Origin of the sequence: Evansella halocellulosilytica, assembly GCF_002335745.1 — a bacterium.
Taxonomy (GTDB): Bacteria; Bacillota; Bacilli; order Bacillales; family Salisediminibacteriaceae; genus Bacillus_CA; species Bacillus_CA halocellulosilytica.
The window spans coordinates 508744-522164 of record NZ_NIST01000001.1; the positions used below are offsets into that span (position 1 = coordinate 508744).

Genomic DNA, 13421 nt, shown 5'->3' on the forward strand with positions numbered 1-13421 from the left:
CCTTTTCCTAACAGAGGACATAAGGGGTTGCCCCTTTATACAACTTATGTATTTTTATACATGTATGCACTTTCTGTGATCAGCTTATGGTACTCGGTTTGCAGTAACGAATAAACGACTGTATCATGATATTCTTCGCCGTCAAAATCGGTTTGACGGAGCGTTCCTTCTTTTGTAAATCCATATTTGGCAAGTAGCATCTCAGACCCTCTATTTTTTGCAAAAATATCCCCGACGATGCGGTTTAACCGTAATTGTTGAAATCCGTAACGTAAAATTTCTTCCAGCACCTCAGACATAACTCCTCGTTGCTGCCATTCTTTCGCGATCACAACACCCATTTCTGCTTTTTTATGCCATAGGTTTAACTTATGAAGCCGGAACATCCCGATCACATTGCCACTTTTCTTATGCACGATCGTCCAAGGAATTTCCTTCGATCGTTGAAATTGATCCAACGACGTTTCAATGTTTTCCTTCATCCCTTCTAATGTTTCAACTGGATGAGGTGTAATATATTTCATCGTTTCCTTGTCTGCCATTATGCTATATAAATAGGTAGTGTCTTCTTCTGTTATCGCTCTTAATAAATATTGATTTGTTTCCAATGTTGGGATTTCAAGTACTTCATTTTCACTCATAAACAGAACACCTCACAATCGTTTAGTTTTCACCTTTCCTAATGACATATTAGACATTGCTGATTGAAACCCTTTAGCCTCACTAAAAATCAAAGTCGAAAATTGAAGAAACGAAATGATGGACGCACTCTTTATTGCTATTCAAATATAATAAAAGAAAACCCTTTCCAAAATATTCAAACTCAACGCATACTTCATATTTGAGGACATACCTATTACAAAAAGGGGGTGTCCACATGAAAAACATTCTTTCTTCCTCTACTCCATTTTTATTCATTGCGGTTATTGTTGCAGCTATACTCATGTTTAGCAGTACAAATGAAGGCGATACGTTAGCTACAGATGAAGATGAATCCTTATCAACGAGTGATTTAGCCCATACCGAGTCCATAGATAAAGAAGTTGATCATGAAGAAATGAGAACAATTGCCAAAACACTTCAAAATATTTTACAAGAAGAGAAAGCAATCGAAAGTGTAGGTGTAGATTATCAACAATTAATTACGATCGAAACGACATTTGATCATTCGGATCCATCTGTAGACAATCAATTAGAGGAAATCAAACATACTGTCGAACACACATTAGCATCACACGAAGATTTGAACTCAATCCCTCATATTGAATTGTATGAGGTTGACGTGCGCAACAGGCGAGGAGATTCGGACGAAGAGGAAATTGATAAAAAAGAACAACTGAAAATGGAAGAAGTGAGTAAGTTAACGTTAGCAATTCTAGACGGTCTAGAAAGAGATGACATTCGAACTGCACGTGTACTTCAAAAACGGAAATTAATTACGATCGGGACTTCATTGGACCATTCAGAGGACAATATCGAAGACATTACTGAAAAGATAGAGTTAGAGGTTAGTGAAACTATCGATTCACTGAATTTTGAAGCTATTCCTAATGGTAATGAGTATCATATTGAAATTGTAGATAAGGATGGGAATGTGATCCATTGATTATTTAAACATCGAAAGCTGCCTATGCAGCTTTCAGATTGTCGAGAAACCCACACTTTTTGAGAAGTGCGGGTTTCTCTTTATTATTTTCGTCAGAAGAATTTGCTCACCCTATGGTGAAGAATGGCCGAAACCACCTCTTAGCTCGCTGAGAGGTGGTTTGCGATCTTTTTTATGTTCTGTGCTACCGCTGTCATCAACGCTTGTTCTGATGCGCCCTTTAAGCTGCGTAACCGGCAGTAGCGAAGCCCGTGGAGCTGTTTGGCATCCGCGAAGCTTCGCTCAATGGTTTCTTTTTTATAGAGGAATTTCCCTGTTGCGGAAAGTCTATGCTCTCTCACTTTTTTCCTTACTGTCTTTCCATACATGCCTTGTGAGATCTTTTTTATGATTTTTGGCTTTCGTACATTGGTTAAGCAGGGGACAGTTTACACATTCTGCAGGGTTTGAATGGTATTGACGACAGCCTTCGCGGTTCGTTGTAGCGTATGATAAGGTACTACCATTAGGGCATGTATAAGTATCCGTCTCTTTGTTATAGGTAAATTTCCACTTTGGAAAATACCCCTTTTTAGGTTTGAAGCGGCGATGTGCGATAACCCCCATAATATGGCGATCTTCTAACCCTTTACATAAGGGAATGGTTAAGTAGCCCGCGTCTAATCCGACAGCTTCCACATTGAAACCAAATGTCTTTATCTGACGATCCAGTCGATTTAAATACGGCAGGGAATCATGGATATTTCCTGGTGTTAAATGAACATCAGTAATAATATTAAATTTCATGTCTGTTGTCCGATGGTCTAAATAAAAGAACCCTTCGGGCTTTCCATCCCTGAACATATAGCCGCTTTCTTTATCTGTCGTACTGACTTTAATCTCTTTTTCTTTTATCTCTTTCCGGTAAGGGCTTTTTTCCATGTGCTTTTCGATCCTCCTCAACCGCTTTATTTAGATCTTCTATGTACACGCGTGTTTCAACTTGAACCGTCTTCTTAGTGAATTTCCGCTTATTTGCGTTGGCTTTAAGGTGGGTAGAATCAGTAAATAAAGCTCTCCCGCCAACCATACGATGCTTCATAGCCAGAAGAACGGTCTCATCAAATATCTCTTGAAAAATGTCTGTTTCTTTAAACCGTTTATGCCGATTGAAGCTTATGGTGGAATGGTGAGGAACCGAATCAGTTAGACTTAATCCTAAAAACCATCGATAAGCAATATTTGTCTCAATTTCTTTTTCTAACTGTCTTTCAAATCGGATACCGTAAAGGTATCCAATAAACATCATTTTAAAAAGCATAACCCGATCAATTGGTGGGCGACCGTTTCTTCACTGTAGTAAGGTTTTACTTTGTCATATATGAAGGAAAAATCAATTGTGGCATCAATTTTTCTTAGTAAGTGGTCGTCTGGGACTAACTGATCGATAGAGACCATTTCGAGTTCAACTTGTTTTGCACGAATGGGGCGTAACACACGATCACCTCACGAGTGGTTTTATCTATATTATACTGTATTTACCTGAATAATCAGATAAAACTGATGAAAAAATAACCATCATTTCTAAATAGGAAACGATGGATGTTCTAGGTTGATTGAAGAACGAAAGGCGGCGGCTCCAATGGGATCAGCGCAGTCTGAAAATCCATTCTGACGATGCTTCGCTGAGTCAGAATTAGTTGAAGACAAGCCCTATGGAAAGCGGCCGCCGGGAGGGATGAGATCGTGAGATATCATACTTTTCTTTTTAAAAAAAGGCTGTTGAGAAAACTTTCTCAACAGCCTGAAAGCTGCCTATGCAGCTTTTTTCCTTATTATTGGAACAATGAGTGTACCGTTACATAAATACATAAAAGCATAGAGGTGAAGATTTACTGCCACTTTTTCAATTTAGCTGCTCATCCCCTCTATGCGTCACTTTTAACGAATCAAAAAATTGTATTAAACCTTAAGTGATGACGGTTGTTCAAGCGGCACTGTCGTCACTTGAACGCCTGATTGATCAACGTTAAGCGTAATGACGTCAAAGCGATCACTATGCCTATTGAGGATTTCCTGCATCGAACGATGCGATTCAATCAAGTTTGTATCGCTCGCGAATAGACCTAAAACGGTTGGACCCGCTCCACTAATGACAAAACCGAGCGTATTCATCTTCGTTTTTTCCGCAACTAATTGATCAAAGCCTGGAATCAGATACTGCCGATAAGGCTGGTGAAGCTGATCTTCTAAACCTGACTTTACCCCTTCGTCATTTCCAGTTAAAAGGGAAGAAACTAAGACACCGTAACGGCTTAAATTAAATACGACATCTGCTTTCGAGTATTTTTCAGGCAAGAGCTGACGTGCTTTATGCGTTGCTAACGAATATGCAGGTATCGCTGCTAACCACACCCAACGACTAGGGAATGGAAAATGAGAGTAATGAACTTTCTTAGCTTCCCAATCGATGGCTCCGATAAACACACCGCCGAACAAAGACGCACCAACATTATCCGGATGACCTTCCCGCTCTGCTGCAATCCAAAGAAGTTCATCTTTTGAAAATGGTTCGCCAAACCACTTATTTATTGCAGTAAGGCCAGCAATAAAAGCTGAAGCACTGCTTCCTAACCCAGCTGTTGAAGGTATATTCGACTGGACAATCACTTTCACGTCCGGAAGGTCTTTATTAAGCAGCAGACAAACTTTTTTCATCGCTTGAAAAATCAAATTTTCATCCTCTAAAAAGGGATACGCCCGTATCGCCCCTTCATCATTTCGCCAATGAAATTCAAGTTTGTCACTCGGGTATATATCAAGCTCGGTATACAATTGAAACGCAACACCGATACAATCAAACCCAGAGCCTAAGTTCGCTGTACTTGCCGGCACCTTAACGTTAACTTTCGTATTCGGAGGCAACAACGCTTTACACCTCCACTTCGAATATATTCTTAACTAACTCTTCTTCTGTCGCTTGAATGGGCTTGAACGGCTCACTGTTTTTTTGCATCGCTGAATCCGGATCCTTCAGTCCATTCCCTGTCAAAATTGCGACAATCGTTGAGTCTTTCGGTATTTCACCTACTTTTGCTTGCTTATATAGCCCAGCAATAGCTGCTGCGGAAGCTGGTTCGCAAAAAACCCCTTCTTTCTCAGCTAATACATAATATGCCTCTCTTATTTCATCATCTGTCACATCATTAATGATTCCACCAGATTCTTCTCTCGCTTTAACAGCAAGCTTCCAGCTCGCAGGATCACCGATTCTGATAGCAGTCGCAAACGTTTCTGGATTAGAAATTTTCCTGTTTCTTACGATTGCTGCAGCTCCTTCCGCTTGAAATCCCCACATTTTCGGTACTGACTGACATAATTGATGCTCGTGAGCCTCTTTAAAACCGAGCCAATATGCGGAGATATTTCCCGCATTTCCGACTGGCAATGCGACGATATGTGGTGAATGGCCAAACTTTTCAATGATTTCATAGGCAGCTGTCTTTTGTCCTTCAAGGCGGTATGGATTAATTGAATTGACGATCTCGACTGAATAATGTTCCCCTAGCACTTTGACCATCTCGAGAGCTTGATCAAAATTCCCTTCTATAGGGATGATTTTTGCACCGTAGAGGACCGCTTGGGCGAGTTTCCCTGCAGCAACATAACCGTGAGGAATGACGACAAAGCAGTTTAAACCAGCTTTGGCTGCATAGGCTGCAGCAGATGCAGACGTATTTCCTGTTGATGCACAGATGACGGCATCCGCTCCATTTTCTTTCGCTTTCGCAACAGCCATCACCATACCGCGGTCTTTAAATGACCCTGTTGGATTTAACCCTTCAAGCTTTAAGTAAACATGTGCCGATAATGCATCTGACAAATGTTCTGCATATACGAGAGGCGTATTGCCTTCACCAAGTGATAACATAGGAGTCTTATCTGTAACAGGGAGATAGTCATAGTATCGTTCAATAATTCCAATGGTCATCGTGAATCGTCCCCTTCTACAGCATAATAGCTAGCAAACTCGATTTTTTCAGAGTAAAGATTCATTTCCTTCTCCCAATTTTCAAAAGACTGCTGCGCTGCTTCGTGTGTAATGATGACAATTTCTGCTTGCTGTTCTTTATAATGTTTTTGAACCATTTTCGATACACTGATATTTTGCTGAGCGAGTGATTGTGTAATGACAGCTAAGACCCCCGGTTCGTCTTCAACAATTAATCGTATAAAATAACGGTGATACCTGTTATCTTTTCGTTTAAACTTTTTTAACCGGTATGGAGCAACTGTCCCTCTTCCATTGACGCCTAATTTAATATTTTTCACAACCGTAACAAGGTCTGACGTAACAGCGGTTGCGGTTGGAAGCTCGCCAGCTCCTGGTCCATAAAACATCGTTTCCCCCATTGCTTCACCTTGGACAAAGACCGCATTGAAAGCATCGTTCACATGTGCAAGAGGGTGCGTTTTCGGAATAAAAGTTGGCTGTACTTCAAGCTCTATTTCATTATTTTTCCGATCTGCGGTCGCTAACAGCTTCAGCTCGTAACCGAATTCTTTTCCATAGTCGATATCCTTTTTACTTACTGAAGAGATCCCACGGACATCGACCTCTTCTAAAGATAATTCTGTATGAAACCCTAGCGTCCCAAGAATCGCGATCTTTCTTGCTGCATCTAATCCTTCGACGTCTGAAGTTGGGTCTGCTTCGGCATAGCCAAGATTTTGGGCTTGCTTTAAGCAATCTTCATATTCAAGTCCGTCCTTAGACATTTTCGATAACATATAATTTGTCGTTCCGTTCAATATCCCAATAATTTTCGTAACCCGATCAGACGAAAAGCCTTCAACTAACGCTCTTAATATAGGAATTCCACCTGCGACGCTCGCCTCGTAAAAAAGATCACACTCATTCTCACTAGCTAATGTAAGCAGCTCACCGCCATGCAGCGCGATTAAATCTTTATTTGCTGTCACGACATGCTTTTTCTCGTTAAGTGCTTGAGCGATATACGTCTTCGTATTGGAAATTCCCCCCATCACTTCAACGATAACATCTATGTCAGGATCCTTGATCAGCTCGTTCGGATCTGTCGTAAGTAAATGTTCGTCTACATGAATATGTCTCTCTTTTGCTACGTTTTGGATTAATATTTTTTGAACAGAGATTTTGCAGCCGGTTTGTTTTTGCAGGTCATCCTGGTGCTGCTCAATTAACCGGAAAACGCCTGTTCCGACAGTCCCGAGTCCAAGCAGGCCAATATTAATCTGCCTTAAATCTTGTTCATCTTCGCGTTCTTCATCACTTGCTGTTTGATCGTCTCTTCTCTCTTTTACTTGTTTCATATATATGTCCCGCTCCTCTCCAGTGAAAACAATCACATGTACGTTTTAGAAGTACATTTGTATTTATATAAAGGACATATTAACAAGTATTTCACAAACTTACAACACTTTTTTTTGAAAAATCTTTTCGACATTTTTTGCTCGTTTTACTAGTCGAACAAAATCATACCTTTTAAATAAAAAAATAAAAAAAGGCATTTCATCAAAAATGCCTAATCTCTTAAATTCGTTCCGTAATCAATAATCTGAACTTCAACCTCAGTATGAATCTTAGCTTGACTGAAAATATCGTCCCATTCATTTTTATTTTTTTCCCAATAAGCTGGGTATTTAATTCTTATTTCTTCTCCGAAATGAATAGGATCTACCTTTAGATCCTCTTGAAGTTTCGTTATGCACCTATTTACTTTATTTTTGATGTCTTCAGATAATTGCTTTTCTAGCTTAGGGAGAAGCTCCTCACTTGAAATATGATGGTAACCTTTGACAACTTCCGGTATTCTCCCTTGAACTTGTATATTTATCCCAAAGCTAAGAACATCATTGCTGATATTAGGAGTTATGTCACGTATTATTGAACCAATTTCGAAAATGAATGATTGGTCATTTTCAGTATTCTTTGACTTTAGGACCCCTCCAGCAGTATCCCCTATTATCCAGTTCACCCCGCTGACTTCCTCAGAGGATAAACTACCGACTTGTTTAAAGGTGTCACCATCTATTACGGAAGCTCCTTGTAGTTTAATCCCTTCATTTGTTGTAACAATTTTTTGGACTAAGAAGCTAGCGTTTGCATTGATAAATGTATTAATTTGAGCTAGTGTCGTTTTTTCGGTCAACTTGTTTGTGATATCATCTTTTTCTGATATCTCAGTAATATGAAATGCCGGAATGTTATCAGCATCCCGAAATTCCAAAACGCTCTCTGCTCTTTCATCGGAAATCATCACTTGACTGCTTGCACGAACCTCAGAGTCACGTATAAAAAAGTCCAACAAGTCTTTCATATTTTCTTCCTGTATTAGCCCTTGATTAATCACGATCAGCCTCTGGTGATGACCATATAGTCGGTTTTCCGTTCTTAAAATAAGGTCATTCGTTGCCTCTAACATAGACTCTCCATGCTGTGATATATTTTTAGAAAATTTTGGTTGATCCAAACCTTGATTTCCTTCTGTCCCTCGATTCGTTTCACCAACATCAACTAATTGGTATGAGAGGAAGCATACATGAAAAAAATAGTATTATGTTTATTTTTATTTAACATATTAATGAATTTATCAAGTTGTTGGAGTTCTCATGATATTGAAAAGCTTGATGTCATTCTCTCAGCAGGGGTAGATAGAGGGAAGAGGATTCTTTATTTTTAATATCGGTCCTCATATATGAAGGTTCATTTTAAGAACTGCAGCATATGTAAAATCATAGAATAATAGATTCTAAAAATGACTCCGGGATTCATCCGGAGTCATCTAATATAATAAAATTGGAACGCACCTCCTGTTCGGTAATCAATGGTAACTCGGATTAAATTTACGATCGCTCCCTTCCTGAGTCTCACTGAATTTGTGCCATACATTCCTCCATTCTTATATATCGATTATTTTTGAGTATCATCAAGGGTATGAATGGAAAAGCCGTCTTCATCTATGATTACCCAGATTTTTATATCCTCTTTAATGAATGTAAATGTTCCTCCCATCCTTTCTTCCTCGAGTTGTTCCCATCCCCACTCTTCAATTTCTTCAATATATGCCAATGGTGGATAAAGTCCTTGTTCTCCCCCTATTTTATTAAGCTTATAAAAAACAGATTCCTTGATTGTTTCATTGTTGGCTTCTCCATTTATCATTTCAGCATTTTTTGGAACTGGAATTTGATCGTGAATCTGAGAAGGTTTGTAGCCGACTTGTTCACTATACTTATCTGTACATGCTATTAATAGCAGAAGTAGAGATATGATTTGGATAAAAAGTAACATTTTTCTAGTAACCATAATATCACTCCCGATTAGGGTCCATTATTTTCACCATTAAATTAAATGATTGAAAACCAATTTTATCATTTATATCCAAATTCTTTTTACAATTCTTTTGATTAGATCAAGAACACTTTGATATTTTAATGGGTTTCCATAAAAACTTCTTTTAACGAAATAAATACATAGTCATGCGCTAATTCATCACTATATTCGTGGGCTAAATAATCTGTATAAAGTGCCATTAAATGCTTACTAACGTGGATTCTTCTCTCTTTTCTTAATTTTATATAACCTTCATTTTCATTAACATCCCTAGGAGTTAGATGAATTTAATTGTCCCAAGTGGCAATATCTTCAATCCTGAATGATAGGACTTCTTCTGATGGTACATAAGTTTCCGCATGTTATAACTTTAGACCCGTACATTCAGTTGTTTGTCAGTTCCGTCCTAATTGAACCATACTCACCATATTCAGTTTGTCAGCCGTATGTCATATCCGTTGGCATACCTTTTCTTATGAGTGGCTTCAACCTTCGTTCTGCCGAATCTACCTGACTTTCGAAACCCGATTGTCTGTCAATCATGGAGCACGCAGAAGTGTTGACGAGGTAGTTTCAGTATACATGGTTACATCATTCCTACCTTCAGTTATAAAGTTAGGATTCCGCTAATAAATCCCTTGTATTTCACGCCAAGTGGCGCTCATAACAAAACTTGTAGGACCTCTCTGTTAGTTCAAAAAGAAAACAAGAGCTCCGCAGCACTCTCTCTTTATCTACGCACCTTTAGTTCATCAAGCACCTTTCTCTTCTATGACACGATTTGATTTAATCTGTGCATTTTAATAAAAATTTACCTATATCCAAGATTTATAAACAAGCGTATAATTAAATTAATATATTTAAGGGTGTGAGACTATTAGACATCTTATATTAATTACTTTTCTTATTTTGTTAATAAGTGTCACTCATTCTTTTGGATATGGACATAGTCTATCAATTGTCACTCAAGAGAATATAATTTCAGATAAATATCACCAGGATTATCAACCTCTTGATAATATTATTAGTGCCAAGCATTTTGTGTTTTTTCACACTTTGTTTTTTAAAATTTTTGTAATTATTAGTATAGCTGAATCTATAAATCTTCTAACTAGACTTAAAAAAAGATATATCAATCTCGTACCTGTTTTCTATCAATCCAATTATGTGGACACTCCTCTTTTTGAAAAAATGAATTAATTAAAAGGAGGAATAACAAATGATGTGGATGAGATTTTTAATTGTAGGCTTTCTTTCTGCAACTGCTTTCTCTATCTTTTCTTATCAAGGTATTGAGTTTTATAAATCTGTTGTAGAGTATTTAAGACAAAAATAATAACTTTTTTTAAGAGTGTAAGGATTATTCTTTACACTCTTTTCTTTTTATTACTGAACAGTATAGAACATGCTATTTAAGGTAATTGGCTTTCAACTGTCTTGTTGCACTATTCTGCTCTTATATACAGTATTTGTTTCAAAACATTGATATGGTGCTAATCCCAGCCCCTAATATCTAAACAAATAAACTCTAGTCAATCCAAACTACATAAACCTTTTGTTAATACTGTTCCATCAAGGTAAGTAGTCGCATGACAACTATACATTCAATAAACATTTCTAAAAGTATATCAATTTTATAAAAGTTTTTAAAATCTTCATAGACACCTAAATTATTCCTACAAAAAACAGCCTATTGAATATTACTTTCCCGTATATTCATAACTATTTAATGAAAAAATAACATCAAATTAAATTATTTAAATTATAAGGAGGAAACGATGGACAAGCAGCGTGCTCAAGAAATTATTGAATCGCAAACGATGATAAATGTGAGTTATCACGGTGTCCCGGTATATATTCAGGAAGTACATGCAAATAATGACAAAGCGATAGTCTTTCCCCTCGATGAAATGGAAAATGAACAAGAGGTTGACTTGAAAGGTTTAGTTGAAGAAGGGCCATAAAAATATTGGAGGTGTTTTTTATGAACAGACTGAGAGCTGAAGAAATTGCCCAATCCCCAGTGATGGCAAATGTGACATATAACGGGACGCGTATATATATCCAGCATGTCGATGAACATAATGATATCGCAAGAGTCTATTCTCTTGATGACCCTCAAAATGAATTCGACGTCCAACTAGCAAATTTAAATGAACACTAAGTGCCAGTCACTTGCCGGTTTTTCTTGTTTCACGACAACTGTTTCACGAACATATAAAAAGCTGTGTATGACAAAACCCGCCTTAAGTCGTGTTCAAGGCTTAAGGCGGTTTCTTCAAAGATTATATTCATGTGTAATTAGATTAAAAAATGCTTTCAAATTTGGTGAGATCCACTTATCCTTATGCACTGCGGCAAAGATCGCCAGCACATTTTCAAATTCTTCTATTTGTGTACTGTCCAGATCTCCTTTCTCGAGCTCATCCTCGATGACGAAATGTGGGAGCATCGACTTTCCTAATCCGCATAAAACACTTTTTTTAATCGCTTCAATGCTTGGCAACTCGACTTTAGCTATACTTGGCTCAAGCTCCTCTTTTATATACGCTTCTATCATTGGCCGCCAGCTGCATGAATATTCGGTAACGAGCATCGTTTCCTGGTTTGATCGGTTCCCTTTTCTTCCTGATTCAATCAATGACAAGCTTTCATCTTTCATTTTATGAATCGATAAGTCATTGGAACGCCAATCATTTTTCTCTACTAATAGTGCAACATCGATTTCACCATTCTTTAATTGAGATGTAACGTTTTCGTACTGAATCGGTTTTAGTGTTAGTGCAACTTTCGGGTACTTTTCTTTATAGTTCATGACGATATTTGGCAGCCAATAAATCATCATCGATTCACTCGCACCAATTGTCAATTGTCCAGCTGGCTCAACACCAGTGTGAATGACCTCTTTTGATTTAGTATACAGTTTGATGATTTCAAGTGCGAAAGGGAGAAAGTTTCGCCCTGCTTCAGTTAACGTAATATTTTTGCCTAATCGATCAAAAAGTGGTTGTCCCAGCTCATCTTCAAGCTCCTTTATATGCCCTGTAACCGATGATTGTGCATAGCCCAATCGATCAGCTGCCTTTTTAAACCCTCCTGCATCGACAATCGTTCTGAACGTCATTAAATGGCGAAGTTCCATCCTCTCTCTCCTTTTATTATCATTTTTACTGAACTAACTTATCAGAACTATCTATTTTACTGAACTTAATGTTTACTTTAAACTGAAAGTAAGATCTTTTCAACTAAAAAAAGTGAAAGAGGCGATTAGATGAAAATATTAACAGTCGTAACACATCCTCGGAAGGATTCATTAACATTTGCAGTTGCAAAACGTTTTACGGAAGGGTTAATTGAAGCTGGTCACGAAACCGACCTGAAAGATTTGTATCGCAGTGACTTCAATCCAGTTTTATGGGAAGAAGATGAGCCTGATTGGACTTCAGCTAAGCAATCTTTCTCCGCTGAAGTTGAACAAGAAATGGAGCTGTTGAATCAATATGACGGATTGGCATTCATCTTTCCGCTTTGGTGGTGGAGTATGCCTGCAATGATGAAAGGATATATTGATCGTGTCTGGAACTATGGTTTTGCCTACGGTCCGAACAAACTTAAACATGACCATGTACTGTGGCTAACATTAGCGGGAGCACCAATTGAACGATTCGAGAAGCGAAAATACGACGACATGATTACGCATTATTTTAATGTTGGGCTTGCTGATTACTGCGGCATTCCAAACTCTACTTTTAAAATGTTATATGAAACTGTGAACGTCCAACCTGGCTACGCGGAAAAATGGTTATCCGAAGCCTATCATTTAGGCTTGAATTATGGTAAAACGGAACAAAAATAACTTGGGGCAACGTGAAAACATCAACGCTCTTATATGTGATTGCGGACATCAGGACCTTTATTTGTGACAAAATCGGTATTTTCGTTGAATAAGCGGACACCAGATTCTTTATGTGTCCTCGAAAGTTGAGAGAAAGCTGTTTTTTGGGTAAATAACGGATCCGATGTCCGTGAAAAAACGAAGTGGAATTATGCGGCCACAGGATCCGCTAAATGCGAAGAAAAGGCAGATATGCAGTGTTAATCGGCCATACGATCCTCTATTGAGTCAAAAAGTCGCTATAATCATGTATTTTAGAGTGAATAACGGAACAGATGTCCTCGAAAGTTGAGGGAAAAGTGTCTTTTGGGTGAATAACGGATCTGGTGTCCGACAAAGTGTCAAATCACGTTTTTTCGTAAATAAGGCACCATATGTCCGCACACAACTTCTAAAATAAAGCGAAACCATCCTTTAAAGAGGATGTTCAAAAAGTCCGGGAAAAATAACTTTCGTATCTCTGCGTTGACTCGTTTTTCCGTTACTCACGTATTAACACCATACGCTCCGTGACTCAAAACTTCGTCGCCATGATCTACTTGGCTCTCTTTGTCCTCCTTTTTGAA

At 38.2% G+C, this 13421-nt stretch carries 11 protein-coding genes and 3 pseudogenes; 5 read left to right on the forward strand and 9 right to left on the reverse strand.

Going from position 1 to position 13421, the window contains the following annotated elements:
• Positions 1-44 precede the first annotated feature (44 nt).
• Positions 45-641 (reverse strand): GNAT family N-acetyltransferase, encoded by a 597-nt coding sequence (locus CD001_RS02260; protein ID WP_096186013.1) that lies wholly within the window; start codon positions 639-641, stop codon positions 45-47.
• Between the two features lie 236 nt (positions 642-877).
• Here CD001_RS02260 and CD001_RS02265 point away from each other — a divergent pair, with 236 nt between their 5' ends.
• Positions 878-1606 carry a hypothetical protein gene (locus CD001_RS02265; protein ID WP_096186014.1) on the forward strand — a complete coding sequence of 243 codons (729 nt, stop codon included), beginning with the start codon at positions 878-880 and terminating at the stop codon, positions 1604-1606.
• A gap of 140 nt (positions 1607-1746) precedes the next feature.
• On the opposite strand, the pseudogene CD001_RS02270 reads toward CD001_RS02265, so the two are convergent.
• The 5 genes and pseudogenes from CD001_RS02270 to CD001_RS02290 form a co-directional block, all read right to left on the reverse strand.
• A pseudogene (locus CD001_RS02270) lies at positions 1747-3082 on the reverse strand (IS1182 family transposase).
• A gap of 465 nt (positions 3083-3547) precedes the next feature.
• Positions 3548-4513, reverse strand: coding sequence for a homoserine kinase (gene thrB / locus CD001_RS02275; RefSeq protein ID WP_179298579.1), 966 nt, complete (start codon positions 4511-4513; stop codon positions 3548-3550).
• A 4-nt stretch (positions 4514-4517) separates the two neighbouring features.
• The gene (gene thrC, locus CD001_RS02280; protein WP_096186016.1) at positions 4518-5576 is read right to left on the reverse strand and encodes a threonine synthase; all 1059 of its coding nucleotides are present in this window, start codon (positions 5574-5576) and stop codon (positions 4518-4520) included.
• The gene (locus CD001_RS02285; RefSeq protein ID WP_096186017.1) at positions 5573-6937 is read right to left on the reverse strand and encodes a homoserine dehydrogenase; all 1365 of its coding nucleotides are present in this window, start codon (positions 6935-6937) and stop codon (positions 5573-5575) included. Before CD001_RS02285 ends, thrC begins: the two co-directional genes overlap by 4 nt.
• Positions 6938-7149: 212 nt before the next feature.
• Positions 7150-8142: pseudogene (locus CD001_RS02290) on the reverse strand (Ger(x)C family spore germination protein); the annotation flags it as partial.
• Between the two features lie 24 nt (positions 8143-8166).
• On the opposite strand from CD001_RS02290, the gene CD001_RS26215 reads away from it, so the two are divergent.
• Positions 8167-8307 (forward strand): hypothetical protein, encoded by a 141-nt coding sequence (locus CD001_RS26215; protein WP_179298580.1) that lies wholly within the window; start codon positions 8167-8169, stop codon positions 8305-8307.
• Between the two features lie 230 nt (positions 8308-8537).
• Here the strand turns inward: CD001_RS26215 and CD001_RS02295 are convergent, their stop codons facing one another.
• Positions 8538-8933, reverse strand: a complete 396-nt coding sequence (locus tag CD001_RS02295) for a hypothetical protein (protein ID WP_096186019.1) — start codon at positions 8931-8933, stop codon at positions 8538-8540.
• A gap of 72 nt (positions 8934-9005) precedes the next feature.
• A pseudogene (locus CD001_RS02300) lies at positions 9006-9295 on the reverse strand (tyrosine-type recombinase/integrase); the annotation flags it as partial.
• 1443 nt (positions 9296-10738) lie between these two features.
• Between CD001_RS02300 and CD001_RS02305 the strand changes: the two are divergent.
• Both CD001_RS02305 and CD001_RS02310 read left to right on the forward strand, forming a co-directional pair.
• The gene (locus CD001_RS02305) at positions 10739-10924 is read left to right on the forward strand and encodes an H-type small acid-soluble spore protein (RefSeq protein WP_096186020.1); all 186 of its coding nucleotides are present in this window, start codon (positions 10739-10741) and stop codon (positions 10922-10924) included.
• 20 nt (positions 10925-10944) lie between these two features.
• Entirely contained in the window at positions 10945-11124 is a 180-nt protein-coding gene (locus tag CD001_RS02310; RefSeq protein WP_096186021.1) for a small acid-soluble spore protein H, read from the forward strand.
• Positions 11125-11238: 114 nt separating this feature from the next.
• On the opposite strand, the gene CD001_RS02315 is transcribed toward CD001_RS02310, so the two are convergent.
• Positions 11239-12102, reverse strand: a complete 864-nt coding sequence (locus CD001_RS02315) for a LysR family transcriptional regulator (RefSeq protein ID WP_096186022.1) — start codon at positions 12100-12102, stop codon at positions 11239-11241.
• 129 nt (positions 12103-12231) lie between these two features.
• Between CD001_RS02315 and CD001_RS02320 the strand changes: the two genes are divergently transcribed.
• Entirely contained in the window at positions 12232-12816 is a 585-nt protein-coding gene (locus CD001_RS02320) for an NAD(P)H oxidoreductase (RefSeq protein ID WP_096186023.1), read from the forward strand.
• The last annotated feature ends 605 nt before the right edge of the window (positions 12817-13421 follow it).

What these genes read in the sequence shown, in the direction of transcription:
- CD001_RS02310 (WP_096186021.1), top strand. Translation starts at nt 10,945, where the DNA reads ATGAACAGACTGAGAGCTGAAGAAATTGCCCAATCCCCAGTGATGGCA.
- CD001_RS26215 (WP_179298580.1), top strand. Translation starts at nt 8,167, where the DNA reads ATGAAAAAAATAGTATTATGTTTATTTTTATTTAACATATTAATGAAT.
- CD001_RS02265 (WP_096186014.1), top strand. Translation starts at nt 878, where the DNA reads ATGAAAAACATTCTTTCTTCCTCTACTCCATTTTTATTCATTGCGGTT.
- CD001_RS02320 (WP_096186023.1), top strand. Translation starts at nt 12,232, where the DNA reads ATGAAAATATTAACAGTCGTAACACATCCTCGGAAGGATTCATTAACA.
- CD001_RS02315 (WP_096186022.1), bottom strand. Translation starts at nt 12,102, where the DNA reads ATGGAACTTCGCCATTTAATGACGTTCAGAACGATTGTCGATGCAGGA.
- CD001_RS02285 (WP_096186017.1), bottom strand. Translation starts at nt 6,937, where the DNA reads ATGAAACAAGTAAAAGAGAGAAGAGACGATCAAACAGCAAGTGATGAA.
- CD001_RS02305 (WP_096186020.1), top strand. Translation starts at nt 10,739, where the DNA reads ATGGACAAGCAGCGTGCTCAAGAAATTATTGAATCGCAAACGATGATA.
- CD001_RS02260 (WP_096186013.1), bottom strand. Translation starts at nt 641, where the DNA reads ATGAGTGAAAATGAAGTACTTGAAATCCCAACATTGGAAACAAATCAA.
- thrC (WP_096186016.1), bottom strand. Translation starts at nt 5,576, where the DNA reads ATGACCATTGGAATTATTGAACGATACTATGACTATCTCCCTGTTACA.
- CD001_RS02295 (WP_096186019.1), bottom strand. Translation starts at nt 8,933, where the DNA reads ATGGTTACTAGAAAAATGTTACTTTTTATCCAAATCATATCTCTACTT.